This is a genomic window from Bacillus sp. 9.4 (genome assembly GCF_055486415.1).
In genome coordinates this window covers 736340-751868 of record NZ_JBVFMU010000002.1, presented here as the reverse complement: position 1 = coordinate 751868, position 15529 = coordinate 736340, and the positions used below count along the sequence as shown (strand labels likewise).

Here is a 15529-nt window from a genome sequence, read left to right as displayed (position 1 = left end):
ATGCAAAACAGAATCGAAATTTTGAATGCAACATTATCGGATGATCAGCTTCGCCTTGCCTGTCAGACAGAAGGAAACGAAGCGGAACGCAAGCCGTCAGGTCAAATGCTTGTTGATTCTGACCACTTTGCTTTTGTATACATACTTGAATTAGCTGATTCTTTTGAATATGTCATTATAAAGGAACATGTATGGCCGGAACTGAAGCAGGCCCATGCACAAAAAATACCGGTTGTTTTAGAGGCAGGAGACCAAACAATTGAACTGGCAGGCCTGCATGAGGAGCTGGAATATCTTTTAGAAAATATAAAAGATAACGCAAACTATGGAGAAGAAATGGAAGAAAAAGTGAAACGCGTGTTTTTATAGAAACTGGTTCGGAATTGGGGGATGTATGATGGATGACAAACAATGGGAGCGTTTTTTAGTGCCGTACCGCCAGGCTGTCGAAGAGTTGAAAGTGAAGCTCAAGGGGATCCGCACACTATATGAATACGAGGACGACCATTCACCGATCGAATTTGTGACCGGACGCGTCAAGCCTGTGGCGAGCATACTTGAAAAAGCGAGACGGAAAAGCATACCGCTGCATGAAATTGAAACCATGCAGGACATTGCTGGCCTTAGAATCATGTGCCAATTTGTCGATGACATCCAAATCGTAAAAGAGATGCTTTTTGCCAGAAAAGATTTCACCGTTGTGGATCAGAGGGATTATATTGCGGAACATAAAGAGAGCGGATACCGGTCATACCATCTTGTTGTGCTGTACCCTTTGCAGACGGTATCCGGAGAAAAGCATGTTCTCGTAGAAATACAGATCCGTACACTGGCGATGAATTTTTGGGCGACCATTGAGCATTCATTGAATTATAAATACAGCGGAAACATTCCTGAAAAAGTAAAACTAAGGCTTCAGCGCGCTTCTGAAGCGGCTTCCCGGCTTGATGAAGAGATGTCGGAGATCAGGGGTGAAGTACAGGAAGCTCAAGCTGCCTTTTCAAGAAAGAAAAAAGGAAGCGAGCAACAATAGGTAAAGGGGAAGAAGAGCATGAAATTTGCCGTATCATCAAAAGGAGATCAAGTTTCTGATACGCTGAAAAGCAAAATACAGGCGTATTTATTGGATTTTGATATGGAACTGGATGAAAATGAACCGGAAATCGTTATTTCAGTCGGAGGCGACGGAACGCTTTTGTATGCTTTTCACAGATACAGCGACCGCTTGGACAAAACAGCATTTGTCGGCGTTCACACAGGTCATCTGGGTTTTTATGCCGACTGGGTTCCTCATGAAATTGAAAAACTTGTTCTTGCCATCGCGAAAACGCCGTATCATACAGTCGAATATCCGCTTCTCGAAGTCATTGTGACCTATCACGAAAACGAGCGGGAAGAAAGATACTTAGCTTTGAATGAATGTACGATTAAAAGCATCGAAGGAAGCCTTGTTGCAGATGTGGAAATCAAAGGGCAGCTCTTTGAAACCTTCCGGGGCGACGGCCTCTGCCTGTCAACTCCATCAGGCAGCACAGCCTACAATAAGGCGCTGGGCGGAGCGATTATCCATCCCTCTATCAGGGCGATCCAGCTTGCGGAAATGGCTTCAATTAATAACCGCGTGTTCCGTACGGTCGGGTCACCTCTGCTTCTCCCATCCCATCATGATTGCATGATTAAGCCGAGAAACGAAGTTGACTTTCAAGTGACGATTGACCATTTAACCCTTCTCCATAAAGATGTAAAGTCGATCCGCTGCCAGGTTGCATCCGAAAAAGTGCGGTTTGCGAGATTCCGTCCGTTTCCATTTTGGAAAAGAGTCCAGGATTCGTTTATTGGAAAAGGTGAATAGAAAGAGGACATATCGTGGAGCATTTTTTTATCAGAAAGAACATTACTTCCGCTGAGGACGGGATGACTGTAAAAGAATATGCCGGTGAACTGGGAATTTCGAAACGTCTGCTGACCGATATTAAGTTTGGCGGGGGAGACCTGCAGATTAACGGTGAGCATGTGACGGTCAAATACGTTTTGAAAGAGGGAGATCTTCTTATCGTGAAGTTTCCTGAGGAACAGGTGAGCGAGACGCTGTTGGCAGAGCCTGTTCCGCTCGATATCCTTTATGAGGATGAACATGTGCTTGTGATAAACAAGCAGCCGTATGTGTCATCAATCCCTTCGAGAGAGCACCCCTCCGGCAGCATTGCCAATGGAATTATTGATCATTATCAAAAAAACGGAGTGAGGGCGACAGTACATCTTGTCACCCGGCTAGACCGGGATACATCAGGTGTCATGCTTGTTGCCAAGCATCGATTTGCCCACTCCATATTATCGTCTGCGCAAAAAAACGGCCTTGTGAAACGCCGGTATGCGGCAGTGGTTCACGGGCGGATGGCACAGATGGAGGGAACAGTCGATGCTCCGATTGGCAGACATCCTGACAGTATTATTGAACGGACGGTAACGCCAGACGGCCAAAAGGCTGTTACTCATTTTTACGTCACATGTGCAAATGACGACATGACCTCGGTGGCATTGCAGCTTGAGACTGGACGAACCCATCAAATTCGTGTTCATATGAGCTATCTCGGGCACCCGTTGTGCGGCGATACACTGTACGGCGGAACGAGACAGGAAATTGGCCGACAGGCTCTGCACAGCGAGCATCTTTCGTTTATCCATCCGCTGACACAGGAGAACATGACGTTTCATGCTCCACTGCCTCAGGACATGAGAAAACTGATAAAAGGAGAGAATCATTGATTCTCTCCTTTTTTATATGGGGCGAAATCTTGATTCGTCGTAAGGCAGGGAGCTTGGAACAGAGACGGTTTCTATTTCTGGAAAGCGAAAGCCTGTCAGTTGATTTCCGAACACGCAGCCTGTATCAATGTTGATGGTGCGATTGACCTTCCGAGGCTCTTTCACAGGTGTATGACCGTATACCACCCAAGCCTTTCCATTATAGGCTGCCGCCCAATCACGTCTGACGGGTCTGCCGTCCGGATATGTTTCACCCGTCACGTCACCGTAAAGCACAAAGTCCTTCACTCTGCGGGTATATTTGCCGATATCGTCAGCTCTTATGCCAGCATGGGCGACAACTAATTCTCCATTATGTAAGATGTCGTAAAGCGGCGCTGTTTCGTACAGCTTCATAAACTGTTCGCTGACTGATTTTCTCTCATCCTTGGAAAGTTCCTCAAGCTCTGCCGCTGTAGTTTCGAGACCATGCATCACTTTTACCGGATTTCCTTTTAAGTAACGATATAATTTATTGCAATGGTTTCCCGGGACATAACGTACAGCGCCTTTTTCGTAAGCGCCGGCTACAAATCGGATGACCTCTATCGATTTAGGCCCTCTGTCAGTTAAATCTCCGGCAAAAACAAGCACCCTGCCTTCTTCGTGGACAGGTACTCCATTTTTGATTGTATAGCCAAGCTTTTGGATTAATGCAGTCATTTCGTCATAGCAGCCATGAATATCGCTGATGATATCGTAAGCCATGCGGTATCCTCCTTACCAATTGTTTTATTTATTATGAAGCAAAGTGGTGTGAGTCATCACAAGCTTTTATGTGCAAATTATAGAAGAATCATTTTCTAAACAGGATTAAGACCTTATCACTTTATTTTTCATCATCACCCTTGTTAAAATCGCGTTATGTTTTTTAAAAATGAGGTTTTGTTCTCTGAGTGAGAACTAGCATAACCCTGACTTAAAAAGGAGGTTCTGATTATGGCGCATACATCTGTCGCATCATTAGTTGTTGTACTTATCGTTGCATTTTTGACACCCATCCTTTTGCATCGGTTTAAACTCAGCATCCCGGTTGTTGTTGCTGAAATCATTATGGGGCTGATTATTGGGAAAAGCGGCCTTAATTTAGTTGTGGAGGGTGACACCTGGCTCCAAACACTCTCTATGCTCGGATTTATCTTTTTGATGTTTTTAAGCGGGCTTGAAATTGATTTTTCGTCGTTTGAGAAAGGAAAGAAAAAGCAGTTCCTGCCGAATGGCAAGGAAGCGCCGAATACGTTTGCTGCGGCATCTGTTATTTTCGTCGGTATTTTTATTTTATCATTGCTCTTGTCCTATGGGTTCGTCTTGGCCGGATTTATCCAAAATGCATTTTTGATGACCCTGATTATTTCAACGATTTCATTAGGCGTTGTCGTTCCAACATTAAAAGAAGAACGGATCATGAATTCGAATATCGGGCAGATTATTTTGCTTGTTGCTGTTATTGCTGATTTGGCCACGATGATTCTTCTTGCTGTTTTTTCTTCTTTATACGGAGAGGACAGCGGAAACATGTGGCTCCTGATGATCCTGTTTGCGGTCGGAGTGGTGCTTTACTTTTTCGGCCGGGTCTTTAAACATCGCTCTTTTGTTCAGTCCATGTCAAAAGGGACGATCCAGATCGGGACGCGTGCCATTTTTACGTTAATTATTGTACTCGTTGCCCTGTCTGAATCACTTGGGGCGGAAAATATTCTCGGCGCTTTCTTGGCGGGGGTACTTGTTTCCCTGCTTTCGCCAAACAAAGAACTTGTTCAGCAGCTGGATTCATTTGGTTATGGGTTCTTAATACCGATTTTCTTTGTGATGGTCGGTGTGAAGCTGGATATTTGGACTCTTTTTCAGGATAAAACAATTTTAATCATGATTCCGCTTCTGCTGCTGGCGCTGTTAGTCAGCAAAATCATTCCTGTCATGTACTTAAAGAAATGGTATGATAACCGAACCATTTTCGCGTCTGGTTTCTTGCTGACATCAACGCTTTCGCTCGTGATTGCCGCTGCAACAATCGGCCAGCAGCTTCACGTGATCAGCGCAAATATGTCAGGAGCGCTCATTTTAGTAGCCGTCATTGCAAGTATTTTTACGCCGATCTGTTTTAAAAAATTATACAAACGGGAAGAGCAGCCGGAGGAGAAAAAGACGATTACGTTCATCGGCGCCAATCAAATGACTTTGCCTGTTACACTTGAATTGCCAGAGGAAGAGTATGACGTGCGTGTTGTACACGTCTACCAAGAGAATGCGGAGGAAAAGCTGTCAGAATCAGTGTTTGCTGTTGAAACAATTTCTGACTATGAACATGAGACGCTTGGATCACTCGGCATTTTTGATACGGATATCCTCGTTGTGGCGACCGGGAATGAAGATATGAATGCAGACATTGCATTACTTGCAAAAGAAAAAGGCACAGAAAGAGTCATTGCAAGCGTAGGATCACCGGAGCATGAAGCAGTTCTGAAGGAGCAGGGAATCAGCATCTTTTCTATTCTGCTGTCGACAAAAACGCTGCTTCGCGCACTGATTGAAGCCCCTGGCGTCATGAAGCTGCTCACGAACCAGGAGTCTTCGCTGTATCAAATTAATATGGAGAACAGTAAATACGACGGTGTGATTTTACGGGAATTCCCTTTAACAGGTGACGTCATCTTTGTCAGGATCTTCAGAGGTGTGGACAGCATCGTTCCTCATGGGGATACAAGGCTGAAACTTGGAGACCGTTTAATTGTCACCGGATCTCGGGGATACGTAACGGATCTTAAGAAAACATTGGAAGGATAAATCTTGACCAAATAAGGATTCGTGTTAATATAGAGGTGCAGAACAATTCAATATGTATTCGTTTAACCACTAGGGGTGTCCTTCATAAGGGCTGAGATAAAAGTGTGACTTTTAGACCCTCATAACTTGAACAGGTTCAGACCTGCGTAGGGAAGTGGAACGGTATTTGTGTTATTTTACTATGCCAATTCCAAACCACTTTTCCTTGCGGGAAAGTGGTTTTTTTATTTTCAGAGGGGGAATGATTTGTGAAGTTTTCAGAAGAATGCCGCAGCGCAGCCGCAGAATGGTGGGAGGGGAGCTTTGTCCATCCGTTCGTTCAAGGAATCGGTGACGGAACGCTTCCGATTGACCGTTTTAAATACTACGTCCTTCAGGATTCCTATTATTTAACGCATTTTGCAAAGGTGCAGTCATTTGGCGCAGCTTATGCGAAGGACCTTTTTACAACGGGGCGGATGGCAAGCCATGCCCAAGGTACATATGAGGCGGAAATGGCGCTTCATCGCGAGTTTGCCGAGCTGTTGGAAATCAGCGAGGAAGAGCGTAAGGCGTTTAAGCCGTCTCCTACAGCGTACTCTTATACATCCCATATGTACCGTTCGGTTTTGAGCGGGAATTTCGCAGAAATCTTAGCGGCCCTGCTGCCATGCTACTGGCTTTATTACGAGGTTGGTGAGAAATTGCTGCATTGCGATCCTGGGCATCCGATTTATCAAAAGTGGATTGGGACGTACGGCGGTGACTGGTTTAGACAACAGGTTGAGGAGCAAATCAACCGCTTTGATGAGCTGGCGGAAAACAGCACGGAGGAAGTGCGTGCCAAGATGAAAGAGAATTTTGTCATCTCCAGCTACTATGAATATCAATTTTGGGGAATGGCCTATCGAAAAGAAGGCTGGTCTGACAGCGCCATAAAAGAGGTGGAGGAATGTGGAGCTTCACGCCATAACGGATGACAGCAAGCCGGTAGAAGAGCTAGCGAGAATCATCATTACGATTCAGAATGAAGTTGATTTTATTCATATTCGGGAACGCTCAAAATCGGCGGCGGATATTTTGAAACTGCTCGAGCTTATTTTTGAAGGCGGTATAGATAAACGAAAGCTGGTGATGAACGGGCGCGTGGATATTGCACTTTTCTCTACTATTCACCGCGTGCAGCTGCCAAGCGGCAGCTTTTCACCGAAGCAGGTCAGAGCCAGATTTCCACACCTTCATATCGGGAGGTCGGTGCATTCACTGGAGGAAGCGGTTCAAGCAGAAAAGGAAGACGCGGACTACGTGCTGTTCGGCCATGTGTTTGAAACGGATTGCAAAAAGGGTCTTGAAGGCAGAGGAGTATCTTTGCTGTCAGATATCAAACAGCGGATTTCCATCCCGGTTATAGCCATCGGGGGGATGACGCCGGACAGGTTAAGAGACGTAAAACAAGCAGGGGCAGACGGCATCGCTGTTATGTCAGGAATTTTCTCTTCCGCTGAGCCCTTGGAAGCAGCCAGACGATATTCCCGCAAGCTAAAGGAGATGCGCTATGAAAAGGCATTATGAAGCAGTGGTGATTGGAGGCGGAATTATCGGTTCCGCGATTGCTTATTATTTGGCAAAGGAAAACAAAAGCACCGCATTGTTTGAAAGCGGAACAATGGGCGGCAGAACGACAAGTGCCGCTGCCGGAATGCTGGGCGCCCATGCCGAATGCGAGGAACGTGACGCGTTTTTTGATTTCGCCATGCACAGCCAGCGTCTGTACAAAGGTCTTGGAGAAGAGCTTTATGCATTATCCGGTGTGGATATCAGGCAGCATAACGGCGGTATGTTTAAGCTTGCATTTTCTGAAGAAGATGTGCTGCAGCTGAGACAGATGGACGATTTGGACTCTGTCAGCTGGTATTCAAAAGAAGAGGTGTTAGAAAAAGAGCCGTATGCGTCTGGTGACATCTTTGGTGCATCTTTTATTCAGGATGATGTGCATGTGGAGCCTTATTTTGTTTGCAAGGCATATGTGAAAGCAGCAAAAATGCTTGGGGCGGAGATTTTTGAGCATACGCCTGTCCTGCATGTCGAACGTGACGGTGAAGCCCTGTTCATCAAGACCCCTAGCGGAGACGTATGGGCTAATCATGTTGTCGTTGCCAGCGGGGTGTGGAGCGGGATGTTTTTTAAACAGCTCGGACTGAACAATGCTTTTCTCCCTGTAAAAGGGGAGTGCCTGTCCGTTTGGAATGATGATATCCCGCTGACAAAAACGCTTTACCATGATCACTGCTATATCGTATCGAGAAAAAGCGGCAAACTGGTTGTCGGCGCGACAATGAAGCCGGGAGACTGGAGTGAAACACCGGATCTTGGCGGATTGGAATCGGTTATGAAAAAAGCAAAAACGATGCTGCCGGCTATACAGAATATGAAGGTGGATCGTTTTTGGGCGGGACTCCGGCCGGGAACAAAGGATGGAAAACCGTACATCGGCAGACATCCTGAGGACAGCCGTATTTTATTTGCGGCGGGCCATTTCAGAAATGGGATCCTGCTTGCTCCCGCAACGGGCGCTTTGATCAGTGATCTCATCATGAATAAAGAGGTCAACCAAGACTGGCTGCACGCATTCCGAATTGATCGCAAGGAGGCGGTTCAGATATGATCCTACAGCTGAACGGTAAAGACGTGAAGTGGGAAAAAGACACAGGTACAATTCAAGACCTGCTGGCGTCGTATCAGCTTGAAAATAAAATCGTTATCGTGGAAAGAAATAAAGAAATAATCGGGAAAGAACGCTATCACGAGGTTGAGCTTTGTGATCGTGATGTCATTGAAATTGTCCATTTTGTAGGAGGCGGATGAGCATGTTAACAATTGGCGGAAAATCATTTCAATCAAGATTGCTGCTGGGCACGGGGAAATACCCATCGTTTGACATTCAAAAGGAAGCAGTAGCTGTTTCTGAGTCTAATATTTTAACCTTTGCTGTGCGGAGAATGAACATCTTTGAAGCATCTCAGCCGAATTTTCTGGAACAGCTTGATTTATCCAAATATACGCTTTTGCCGAATACAGCGGGCGCCAGCACTGCTGAAGAAGCGGTTCGGATTGCAAGGCTGGCGAAAGCGTCAGGCCTTTGTGACATGATTAAAGTTGAAGTTATCGGATGCAGCCGTTCCTTGCTGCCTGACCCTGTTGAGACATTAAAAGCGTCTGAACAGCTTCTTGAAGAAGGCTTTATTGTGCTCCCGTACACGTCGGATGACGTTGTGCTGGCGAGAAAGCTGGAAGAGCTCGGCGTTCATGCCATCATGCCGGGTGCATCTCCGATTGGATCAGGACAAGGAATCTTAAATCCTTTGAATCTGTCGTTTATTATTGAACAGGCGAAAGTGCCGGTCATCGTGGATGCTGGAATCGGCTCGCCTAAAGATGCGGCATACGCAATGGAGCTTGGAGCGGATGGCGTACTGCTCAATACGGCTGTATCGGGAGCTGACGATCCTGTGAAAATGGCTCGTGCCATGAAGCTCGCGGTGGAAGCAGGACGCCTTTCTTATGAGGCGGGCCGAATCCCGCTTAAGCAATACGGAACGGCAAGCAGTCCGGGAGAAGGTCTTCCTGTATGACGGGCAGGTATTCAAGGCAGGAGCTGTTTGCTCCGATCGGCCCATCCGGCCAGAAAAAATTGAAAGAAGCGCGCGCCGTGATTATCGGCGCCGGCGCGCTCGGAACAGCCAGTGCAGAAATGCTGGTGAGAGCGGGAGTCGGCTCTGTGAAAATTGCCGACAGAGATTATGTTGAATGGAGCAACCTCCAGCGCCAGCAGCTTTATACAGAAGATGATGTCAAAAAAGAAATGCCGAAAGCAGCCGCTGCGGAGCGCCGTCTCCGTTCGATTAACAGCGATGTTGATGTGACCGGCCTTGTCAAGGATGTGACAGCAGAAAATATCATCGAGCTGATTAGGGATGCATCGATTATTGTGGATGCGGCTGATAATTTTGAAACCCGCCTGATCGTAAATGATGCTGCGGTAAAGGAAGGGATTCCTTTTCTTTACGGTGCCTGTGTAGGGAGCTACGGCCTCACCTTTACCGTGGTGCCGGGTTCTACTCCTTGCCTGCATTGCTTGCTCGATACACTTCCGATTGGCGGAGCAACATGTGACACAGCCGGCATCATCAGTCCGGCTGTTTTGCAAGTAGCAGTCTTTCAGGTAACAGATGCACTGAAGCTGCTGACGGGAGAGGAGTGCGAGCCGGTGCTGCGCTCTTTTGATTTGTGGAAAAATGAGCGGTCAGAAGTGAGAGCAGCCAGTCTCAAACATGACGCATGCCCAAGCTGCGGCACAAAGGATTTTCCGTTTTTGTCATATGAAAATCAAACAAAAGCGGCTGTATTGTGCGGCAGGAACACGGTGCAGATCAGATCATCTATTACGAAAGAAGCGGATCTTGAAGCGCTTGCCGCTCAGCTGAGGCAGGCCGGGCTTGAAGTAGCTGCGAACCCGTATTTAATTTCCTGCCGCTCGGATGATATGAAAATGGTGCTGTTCCGGGACGGCAGAGCTTTGATCCATGGAACAAATGATATTGCCCGGGCAAAATCCATTTATCATAAATGGATTGGGTAATAAAAGGAGTGTAGTGTAATGAGTATATATAAAGCATTGACAATCGCCGGATCAGATTCAGGCGGCGGCGCAGGGATACAGGCTGATATTAAAACCTTTCAAGAGCTTGATGTATTCGGAATGTCTGCGATTACGGCGGTAACCGCTCAAAATACGCTTGGCGTTCACGGTGTGCATCCGCTGACTGTAGAGACGTTGAGACAGCAAATTGACGCTGTTGCTGAGGATTTGAGACCGGATGCAGTTAAGACGGGAATGCTCTGGAATGCCGACATGATTGAAGAAGTGGCAAGAAAAATTGACGAGTACGGATTCAATCGTGTAATTGTTGATCCGGTTATGATCGCAAAGGGCGGGGCATCCTTGCTGCGTGATGAGTCAGTTGCCACCTTAAAGGAGTTGCTCATTCCAAGAAGCTACGCGATTACGCCGAATGTCCCGGAAGCAGAAACGCTGACAGGAATGACAATCAGCTCGCTGGATGACCGGAAAAAAGCAGCGGAGCAGCTCGTCAAGATGGGTGCGCAGCATGTCATTATCAAAGGCGGGCACCAGCCTGAAGACAATCACATTACTGACCTTCTTTTTGATGGCAGCATGTTTATGCAAATCACCCATCCTTATATCAATACGAAGCATACGCATGGCACAGGCTGCACCTTTGCTGCGGCTTTAACGGCCCAAACGGCTAAAGGAGACAGCATCCATCAGGCATTCGAGGTCGCGGCCAACTTTGTCCGTGAAGCGGTGGAAAATACGCTCGGCATCGGATCGGGACACGGGCCGACAAACCATTTCGCTTTTAAACGAAACAGCTTAAATACAAGCCGATGAGATCACCAGCTGATGGTGATCTCTTTTGCGTTTGCTACGGTATGCGCTTTTCATCTGGACAAGGTTATGATATGATAGGAATTAAGATCAGGTACTAATACTATGTCTTTATTAAATATAGGAGGCTTTATACATATGAATTTTTCACTTGAAGGCCGCAACATTGTTGTGATGGGGGTAGCCAACAAACGCAGCATCGCCTGGGGCATTGCGCGTTCTTTACATGAAGCGGGTGCACGTTTGATTTTCACATACGCTGGTGAACGCCTGGAGAAATCCGTTCACGAGCTTGCCGGAACATTAGACCGCAACGATTCCATCATCCTCCCTTGCGATGTTACAAACGACGCAGAAATCGAAACTTGCTTCGCAAGCATTAAGGAGCAGGTCGGTGTAATCCACGGTATCGCGCATTGTATCGCGTTTGCCAACAAAGAAGAACTTGTCGGCGAATACTTAAACACAAATCGTGACGGCTTCCTTTTGGCTCATAACATCAGCTCATATTCTCTGACTGCTGTTGTCAAAGCGGCACGTCCGATGATGACTGAAGGCGGAAGCATTGTTACTTTGACGTACCTTGGCGGAGAGCTTGTGATGCCAAACTACAACGTCATGGGTGTAGCAAAAGCTTCTCTTGATGCAAGTGTGAAATATTTAGCTGCTGACTTAGGAAAAGAAAATATCCGCGTCAACAGCATTTCTGCCGGCCCGATCAGAACATTATCTGCTAAAGGCATCAGCGATTTCAACTCTATCTTAAAAGACATCGAAGAGCGTGCACCGCTTCGCCGCACGACAACACCTGAAGAAGTGGGCGATACAGCTGCGTTCTTGTTCAGCGATATGTCCCGCGGGATTACAGGTGAAAATCTTCACGTTGATTCAGGTTTCCATATCACTGCCCGCTAAGCAGGATCTATATCAAGCAATCCCGAATAGGGATTGCTTTTTTATTTCTTCTGATTTTCAGCTTTCTGTCATATAGATAGAATATGACACAATCGGAGGGATGAAGATGTCTAATAAGAAAAGAAACGCGGATAAAAAACCGCTCATGTATATTGTTCAGCCGGATTATGCAGAAACTACAAGGTCATCCATGCAGGAGATTGTCATCAAAAGAAAGGCCGACAAACCCGCTCCGCCAAAAGCTGAGGAAAAGCCGGCTTACCATGAGAAGCAGCAGGAGGAAGCCGTGGCACAGGATGTCCTGCAAGAAGACCAAAAGCCTGCAGCCGAACCAGTGAGTCAGCAAACACAAGAGGTGAGAGAGCCAGAGAACATAAAAAGCCAGGAGGAACAGAAAGCAGAGCCGCAGGCCGTAGAAGAAACCGTTGAACACGAGCCCCCGAAAGCAGAAAAAAAGGAAGAGCCTGCACTTGAGGCCCGGAAGCCTGAGAAAGAACCGGAAGCTGTCCATAGTGCTGATAAAGCGGAGGAAAAAGCACCGCCGGCACGAAAAGTGAAAAAACCGATGAGCAAGATGACGATCCACGAAAAAATTGATTTTTTAACAAAGCTGCCTCATAACATGCCGAGAGCGCTTTGTTTGATTGAAGCCAATGGAAGAACGTACAGGGGCGTGATTGTCGGAAGAAGAAATGATTCCGTCCTGCTTCGAACAACCGGAAACGGAGCCCCAACCGAACTGGCAATCGATGATATTACCTCTTTGCACCCGCTCGGTTTTTAACGAAAAAGAAAAAAGCTGCCCGGCTGATGTTGCCGGACAGCTTTTTTACATAGAGAAAAGCCTGCAGGCCTGCAAGCTTTTCCAGCTTATGATTAATGATGATGTGTACGATTGATTAATCGAGGATTTAAGCAGTTGATTGCGCAGAAGCAGTCTAAGTCAACTTCAATACAGTAGTTCGTTTTTTCGAGTCGGAACACTTCACACACCGTATCTTTATCGGTGAAGTCCAAAATGTGTTTGTGTTCGTCAAATGCGATTAATAATGACAGTGTTGCGCAGCTTCCATGCACTCTTTCGACCCTGAAAAATACTGTATTAAAGCAAGGGCCGTTATCGAGTTCGCCGACATTTCCGAAGGCGACTAATGGCGTTGATTTTGATGTAAATATTGCAAAAGGCACTGTGTCGCCTAACGAATGGCTTACAGATAAAAGCTTAGAGTGGCAGCCGGTCGGGCAGTCTTCTTCAACAGCGTTTTGCAGATCTTCAATATTTTCTACAGCTTCACGCACGCAGCTTGATGTTTTCTGGCTCATATTATCCCTCCTGCCTTATAAATTTGAGACTGGCGAAATGATGGAGAGTCAGCTGCCTCACGCTGGAAGCAGCTGAATGATTTGCACCTGTAATAGAGTTTGGAAGGGGATTCCTCTTTACAAGTGTTTATCCATTGTGATGATGCTTTTTATCTTTATGAGGCGATGTTCTGTCAACTAGCTCTGGTGACAGGCACTGAATCGCGCAGAAGCATCCGAGATCCACTTCAATGCAGAAATCTGTTTTTTCTAGCCCGAAGAAATCCGGGTCGCAAGGGTGGCAAACACTTAAGGTATCGCCTTTGACATCGACCGGGCGTAAAATAGAAAGTGTTGCACAGCAATCGCATAATTTTTCGACGCGGAAGAAAATGGATTCAAAGCATTGCATATCATCCACAAATCCCCCCACGTTTCCGAATGTGGAGAACAATCCGCCTTTTTTATCAAAAACGAGAAACGGAATTGTGTCTTTTCCAGCAATCGTAGGGTTTAAAAGGTTGGTATAGCAGCCAGTCGGACACTGTTCTTCAACTGCCTCCTGCTCTGCTAAAATCTTTTCCACTGCATCGCATACACAGTTCTCATGCCGGCCATGGGTTTTTCCGCAGCTCATTGATTTCAGCTCCTTCTTTATAGGGTATTTGACTTTAGTCCTTAACAACATATGTACCCGTGCCCCACTTGGTGTGGGTGAACGTCTATATATTCATCATATGCTTGGAAAATAAGAAAAAGCAGAGCGTTTTTAGCTCTGCTTTTAGGTTCTAGAGGACAAGAGTGATAACTAGGATGGCTACGAGTGTATTTGTTGCTGTAGAGATAAGGGTTGCGATATCGGCATCTACTGTTGTGACGTTTACGCCGCGGGAACATTCGATGAGAAGTTTTTGGCGGTTTACTTGTTTGTTGGCTGTAAGCTGTAACAAATCTTGTGCGACTAATTCGGCAATTACGCCGTCTGCAATTGATGTCAGAGTTGCCGTTACGACAGCGGCATTAAGTGCTGTTACAACTGATGTTACGGCTTGAACGTCTGTAGATGTAACATTGATGTCACAAGAATCTCTAATAATAATCGTTTCATCTGATACTTGTTTGTTGAGATTTGCTTGAGCTAGATCTTGGTCGATGAAGGCGTTGTCGTTGCCAAAAAAACCATTGCCATTACAGCAAACGTCGCAATGACATTTTCTTTCGTGTTTTTCTTTATCTTTCTCTTTGTCATCTAACGGATGGTCACAGTCAGGATCAAGTGCAACCCAAGAATATGGTCTGCTTTCCATATCTATTCCTCCTTTTCTTTTACTGTTATTAAATGAGCGAGCCTCTTATTTTGACTGAGTCATATATCCTGATGAAGAACCCTATTTTTTTTATGATTGGCTAATTGTTATCGTTTTTCCGTCTTTGTCTGATCTGTTCAATGAGCTGCTCTCTGCGGCTTAGCGGTTTTGTGTTTTGCTCTTGCACGGCTGCTTCTTCTTTTTTCTTCTTTTGGTTTTCTATTAGCGCTTGTGATTTAGCTTGTAAGTCTTTTACAAGATTTAAGAGCATTTCTTTTTCTTCGTCTGATACTTTTTTCATTTTGTCTTTCGTGACACCATGTTTAGAAAATATATTTTGGACCAGCATTTTCGTCATTGGATCAACTTCTGGAAGCTTTGCAAGCTCTTCTTTGAATTTATCGTTATCTGACATTTGTTTTCACCTCGTCTTTTAAGTTTGTGAAAAAGAAAGGGTTAAAGGACGTCAAGTTCACTAAGAATGCTGTTTAACACCTGAAGCAAGATTTGTACAAAGGTTATTATCTCGTCGGCAGACAAAGTAATTTTGATGTTGCGGCTGTTGATAATTTTAATGATGGTTCTTTTTTTGATTTGTGAGCTATCGAGAATAAGAATTTCACTTGCCACTGCGTCAGCCAAATCCTCGTCGGCGATGACGAACTGAGTCGCCACGATAATCATGGTTGTCACAAAGGCTTGTATAGAAAGGGCAGCTGTTATATGTGACGTGTCAATTGTGATATTTTCGCAATCAATCACTTCGATCTGCTGTTCGAATTCGCTTGATAATTGCTCAAATATTGCAGGGTGCAGGGATTCGACTTTTTCTTCAAATGACATAACCTTCACTCCTTTCTTATCCATACTCTATATAATGCAAATGGGGTGCAGAGCGGAATAATAAAAATAACCAATTTTCTGCCGGACAAGATACAATTCATGAAGAATAGGGTTTTGGCATATA

The 15529-nt window shown here is 45.7% G+C and carries 20 protein-coding genes and 1 riboswitch; of the genes, 14 read left to right on the top strand and 6 right to left on the bottom strand.

Translation table 11 applies throughout. The annotated features are described in order from the left end of the window. The 4 genes from ACZ07B_RS10460 to ACZ07B_RS10445 are packed head-to-tail and all read left to right on the top strand — an operon-like array spanning window position 1 to window position 2766. On the top strand, window positions 1-369 hold the full coding sequence (locus ACZ07B_RS10460; protein WP_003232922.1) for a UPF0738 family protein: 369 nt from the start codon (window positions 1-3) through the stop codon (window positions 367-369). Between the two features lie 28 nt (window positions 370-397). Continuing rightward, window positions 398-1033: a GTP diphosphokinase gene (gene yjbM / locus ACZ07B_RS10455; protein WP_003245294.1), complete on the top strand. Its 636-nt coding sequence runs from the start codon at window positions 398-400 to the stop codon at window positions 1031-1033. 18 nt (window positions 1034-1051) lie between these two features. After that, window positions 1052-1852 carry an NAD kinase gene (locus ACZ07B_RS10450; protein WP_003232918.1) on the top strand — a complete coding sequence of 267 codons (801 nt, stop codon included), beginning with the start codon at window positions 1052-1054 and terminating at the stop codon, window positions 1850-1852. Between the two features lie 14 nt (window positions 1853-1866). Beyond that, window positions 1867-2766, top strand: coding sequence for an RluA family pseudouridine synthase (locus tag ACZ07B_RS10445; RefSeq protein WP_015383360.1), 900 nt, complete (start codon window positions 1867-1869; stop codon window positions 2764-2766). Window positions 2767-2778: 12 nt separating this feature from the next. Here the strand turns inward: ACZ07B_RS10445 and prpE are convergent, their stop codons facing one another. Continuing rightward, window positions 2779-3513 (bottom strand): bis(5'-nucleosyl)-tetraphosphatase PrpE, encoded by a 735-nt coding sequence (gene prpE, locus ACZ07B_RS10440; RefSeq protein ID WP_024573345.1) that lies wholly within the window; start codon window positions 3511-3513, stop codon window positions 2779-2781. Window positions 3514-3744: 231 nt separating this feature from the next. On the opposite strand from prpE, the gene ACZ07B_RS10435 reads away from it, so the two are divergent. The 10 genes from ACZ07B_RS10435 (at window position 3745) to cotO (ending at window position 12737) form a co-directional block, all read left to right on the top strand. Continuing rightward, window positions 3745-5589 (top strand): monovalent cation:proton antiporter family protein, encoded by a 1845-nt coding sequence (locus ACZ07B_RS10435; protein ID WP_464877168.1) that lies wholly within the window; start codon window positions 3745-3747, stop codon window positions 5587-5589. A gap of 61 nt (window positions 5590-5650) precedes the next feature. Next, window positions 5651-5759: riboswitch (TPP riboswitch) on the top strand. Window positions 5760-5837: 78 nt separating this feature from the next. Then, window positions 5838-6548, top strand: coding sequence for a thiaminase II (gene tenA / locus ACZ07B_RS10430; RefSeq protein WP_014476446.1), 711 nt, complete (start codon window positions 5838-5840; stop codon window positions 6546-6548). Beyond that, entirely contained in the window at window positions 6523-7140 is a 618-nt protein-coding gene (gene tenI / locus ACZ07B_RS10425) for a thiazole tautomerase TenI (protein WP_015715674.1), read from the top strand. The genes tenA and tenI overlap by 26 nt, the downstream gene beginning before the upstream one ends. Next, entirely contained in the window at window positions 7124-8233 is a 1110-nt protein-coding gene (thiO, locus tag ACZ07B_RS10420) for a glycine oxidase ThiO (RefSeq protein WP_464877167.1), read from the top strand. The genes tenI and thiO overlap by 17 nt, the downstream gene beginning before the upstream one ends. After that, window positions 8233-8433 (top strand): sulfur carrier protein ThiS, encoded by a 201-nt coding sequence (gene thiS / locus ACZ07B_RS10415; RefSeq protein WP_072173897.1) that lies wholly within the window; start codon window positions 8233-8235, stop codon window positions 8431-8433. The genes thiO and thiS overlap by 1 nt, the downstream gene beginning before the upstream one ends. After that, window positions 8430-9200, top strand: coding sequence for a thiazole synthase (gene thiG, locus ACZ07B_RS10410; RefSeq protein WP_080262691.1), 771 nt, complete (start codon window positions 8430-8432; stop codon window positions 9198-9200). The genes thiS and thiG overlap by 4 nt, the downstream gene beginning before the upstream one ends. After that, window positions 9197-10207 carry a thiazole biosynthesis adenylyltransferase ThiF gene (gene thiF / locus ACZ07B_RS10405; RefSeq protein ID WP_101169459.1) on the top strand — a complete coding sequence of 337 codons (1011 nt, stop codon included), beginning with the start codon at window positions 9197-9199 and terminating at the stop codon, window positions 10205-10207. Before thiG ends, thiF begins: the two co-directional genes overlap by 4 nt. Window positions 10208-10225: 18 nt before the next feature. Next, window positions 10226-11041, top strand: a complete 816-nt coding sequence (gene thiD, locus ACZ07B_RS10400; protein WP_003245050.1) for a bifunctional hydroxymethylpyrimidine kinase/phosphomethylpyrimidine kinase — start codon at window positions 10226-10228, stop codon at window positions 11039-11041. Between the two features lie 135 nt (window positions 11042-11176). Continuing rightward, a complete protein-coding gene (gene fabI, locus ACZ07B_RS10395) occupies window positions 11177-11953 on the top strand; it encodes an enoyl-ACP reductase FabI (protein WP_003232896.1) in 777 nt (258 codons plus the stop codon). Window positions 11954-12053: 100 nt separating this feature from the next. Beyond that, on the top strand, window positions 12054-12737 hold the full coding sequence (gene cotO, locus ACZ07B_RS10390; RefSeq protein ID WP_128737751.1) for a spore coat protein CotO: 684 nt from the start codon (window positions 12054-12056) through the stop codon (window positions 12735-12737). A gap of 92 nt (window positions 12738-12829) precedes the next feature. On the opposite strand, the gene cotZ is transcribed toward cotO, so the two are convergent. The 5 genes from cotZ to cotV all read right to left on the bottom strand — a co-directional run bounded on the left by cotZ (window position 12830) and on the right by cotV (window position 15405). After that, window positions 12830-13276 carry a spore coat protein CotZ gene (cotZ, locus tag ACZ07B_RS10385; RefSeq protein WP_003244982.1) on the bottom strand — a complete coding sequence of 149 codons (447 nt, stop codon included), beginning with the start codon at window positions 13274-13276 and terminating at the stop codon, window positions 12830-12832. 127 nt (window positions 13277-13403) lie between these two features. Then, a complete protein-coding gene (gene cotY, locus ACZ07B_RS10380; protein ID WP_003239243.1) occupies window positions 13404-13892 on the bottom strand; it encodes a spore coat protein CotY in 489 nt (162 codons plus the stop codon). Between the two features lie 151 nt (window positions 13893-14043). Then, window positions 14044-14562 (bottom strand): spore coat protein CotX, encoded by a 519-nt coding sequence (gene cotX, locus ACZ07B_RS10375; protein ID WP_003244668.1) that lies wholly within the window; start codon window positions 14560-14562, stop codon window positions 14044-14046. 100 nt (window positions 14563-14662) lie between these two features. Further along, window positions 14663-14977, bottom strand: a complete 315-nt coding sequence (gene cotW, locus ACZ07B_RS10370; protein WP_024572403.1) for a spore coat protein CotW — start codon at window positions 14975-14977, stop codon at window positions 14663-14665. A 41-nt stretch (window positions 14978-15018) separates the two neighbouring features. Further along, window positions 15019-15405 (bottom strand): spore coat protein CotV, encoded by a 387-nt coding sequence (cotV, locus tag ACZ07B_RS10365; RefSeq protein WP_216995863.1) that lies wholly within the window; start codon window positions 15403-15405, stop codon window positions 15019-15021. Window positions 15406-15529 lie beyond the last annotated feature (124 nt).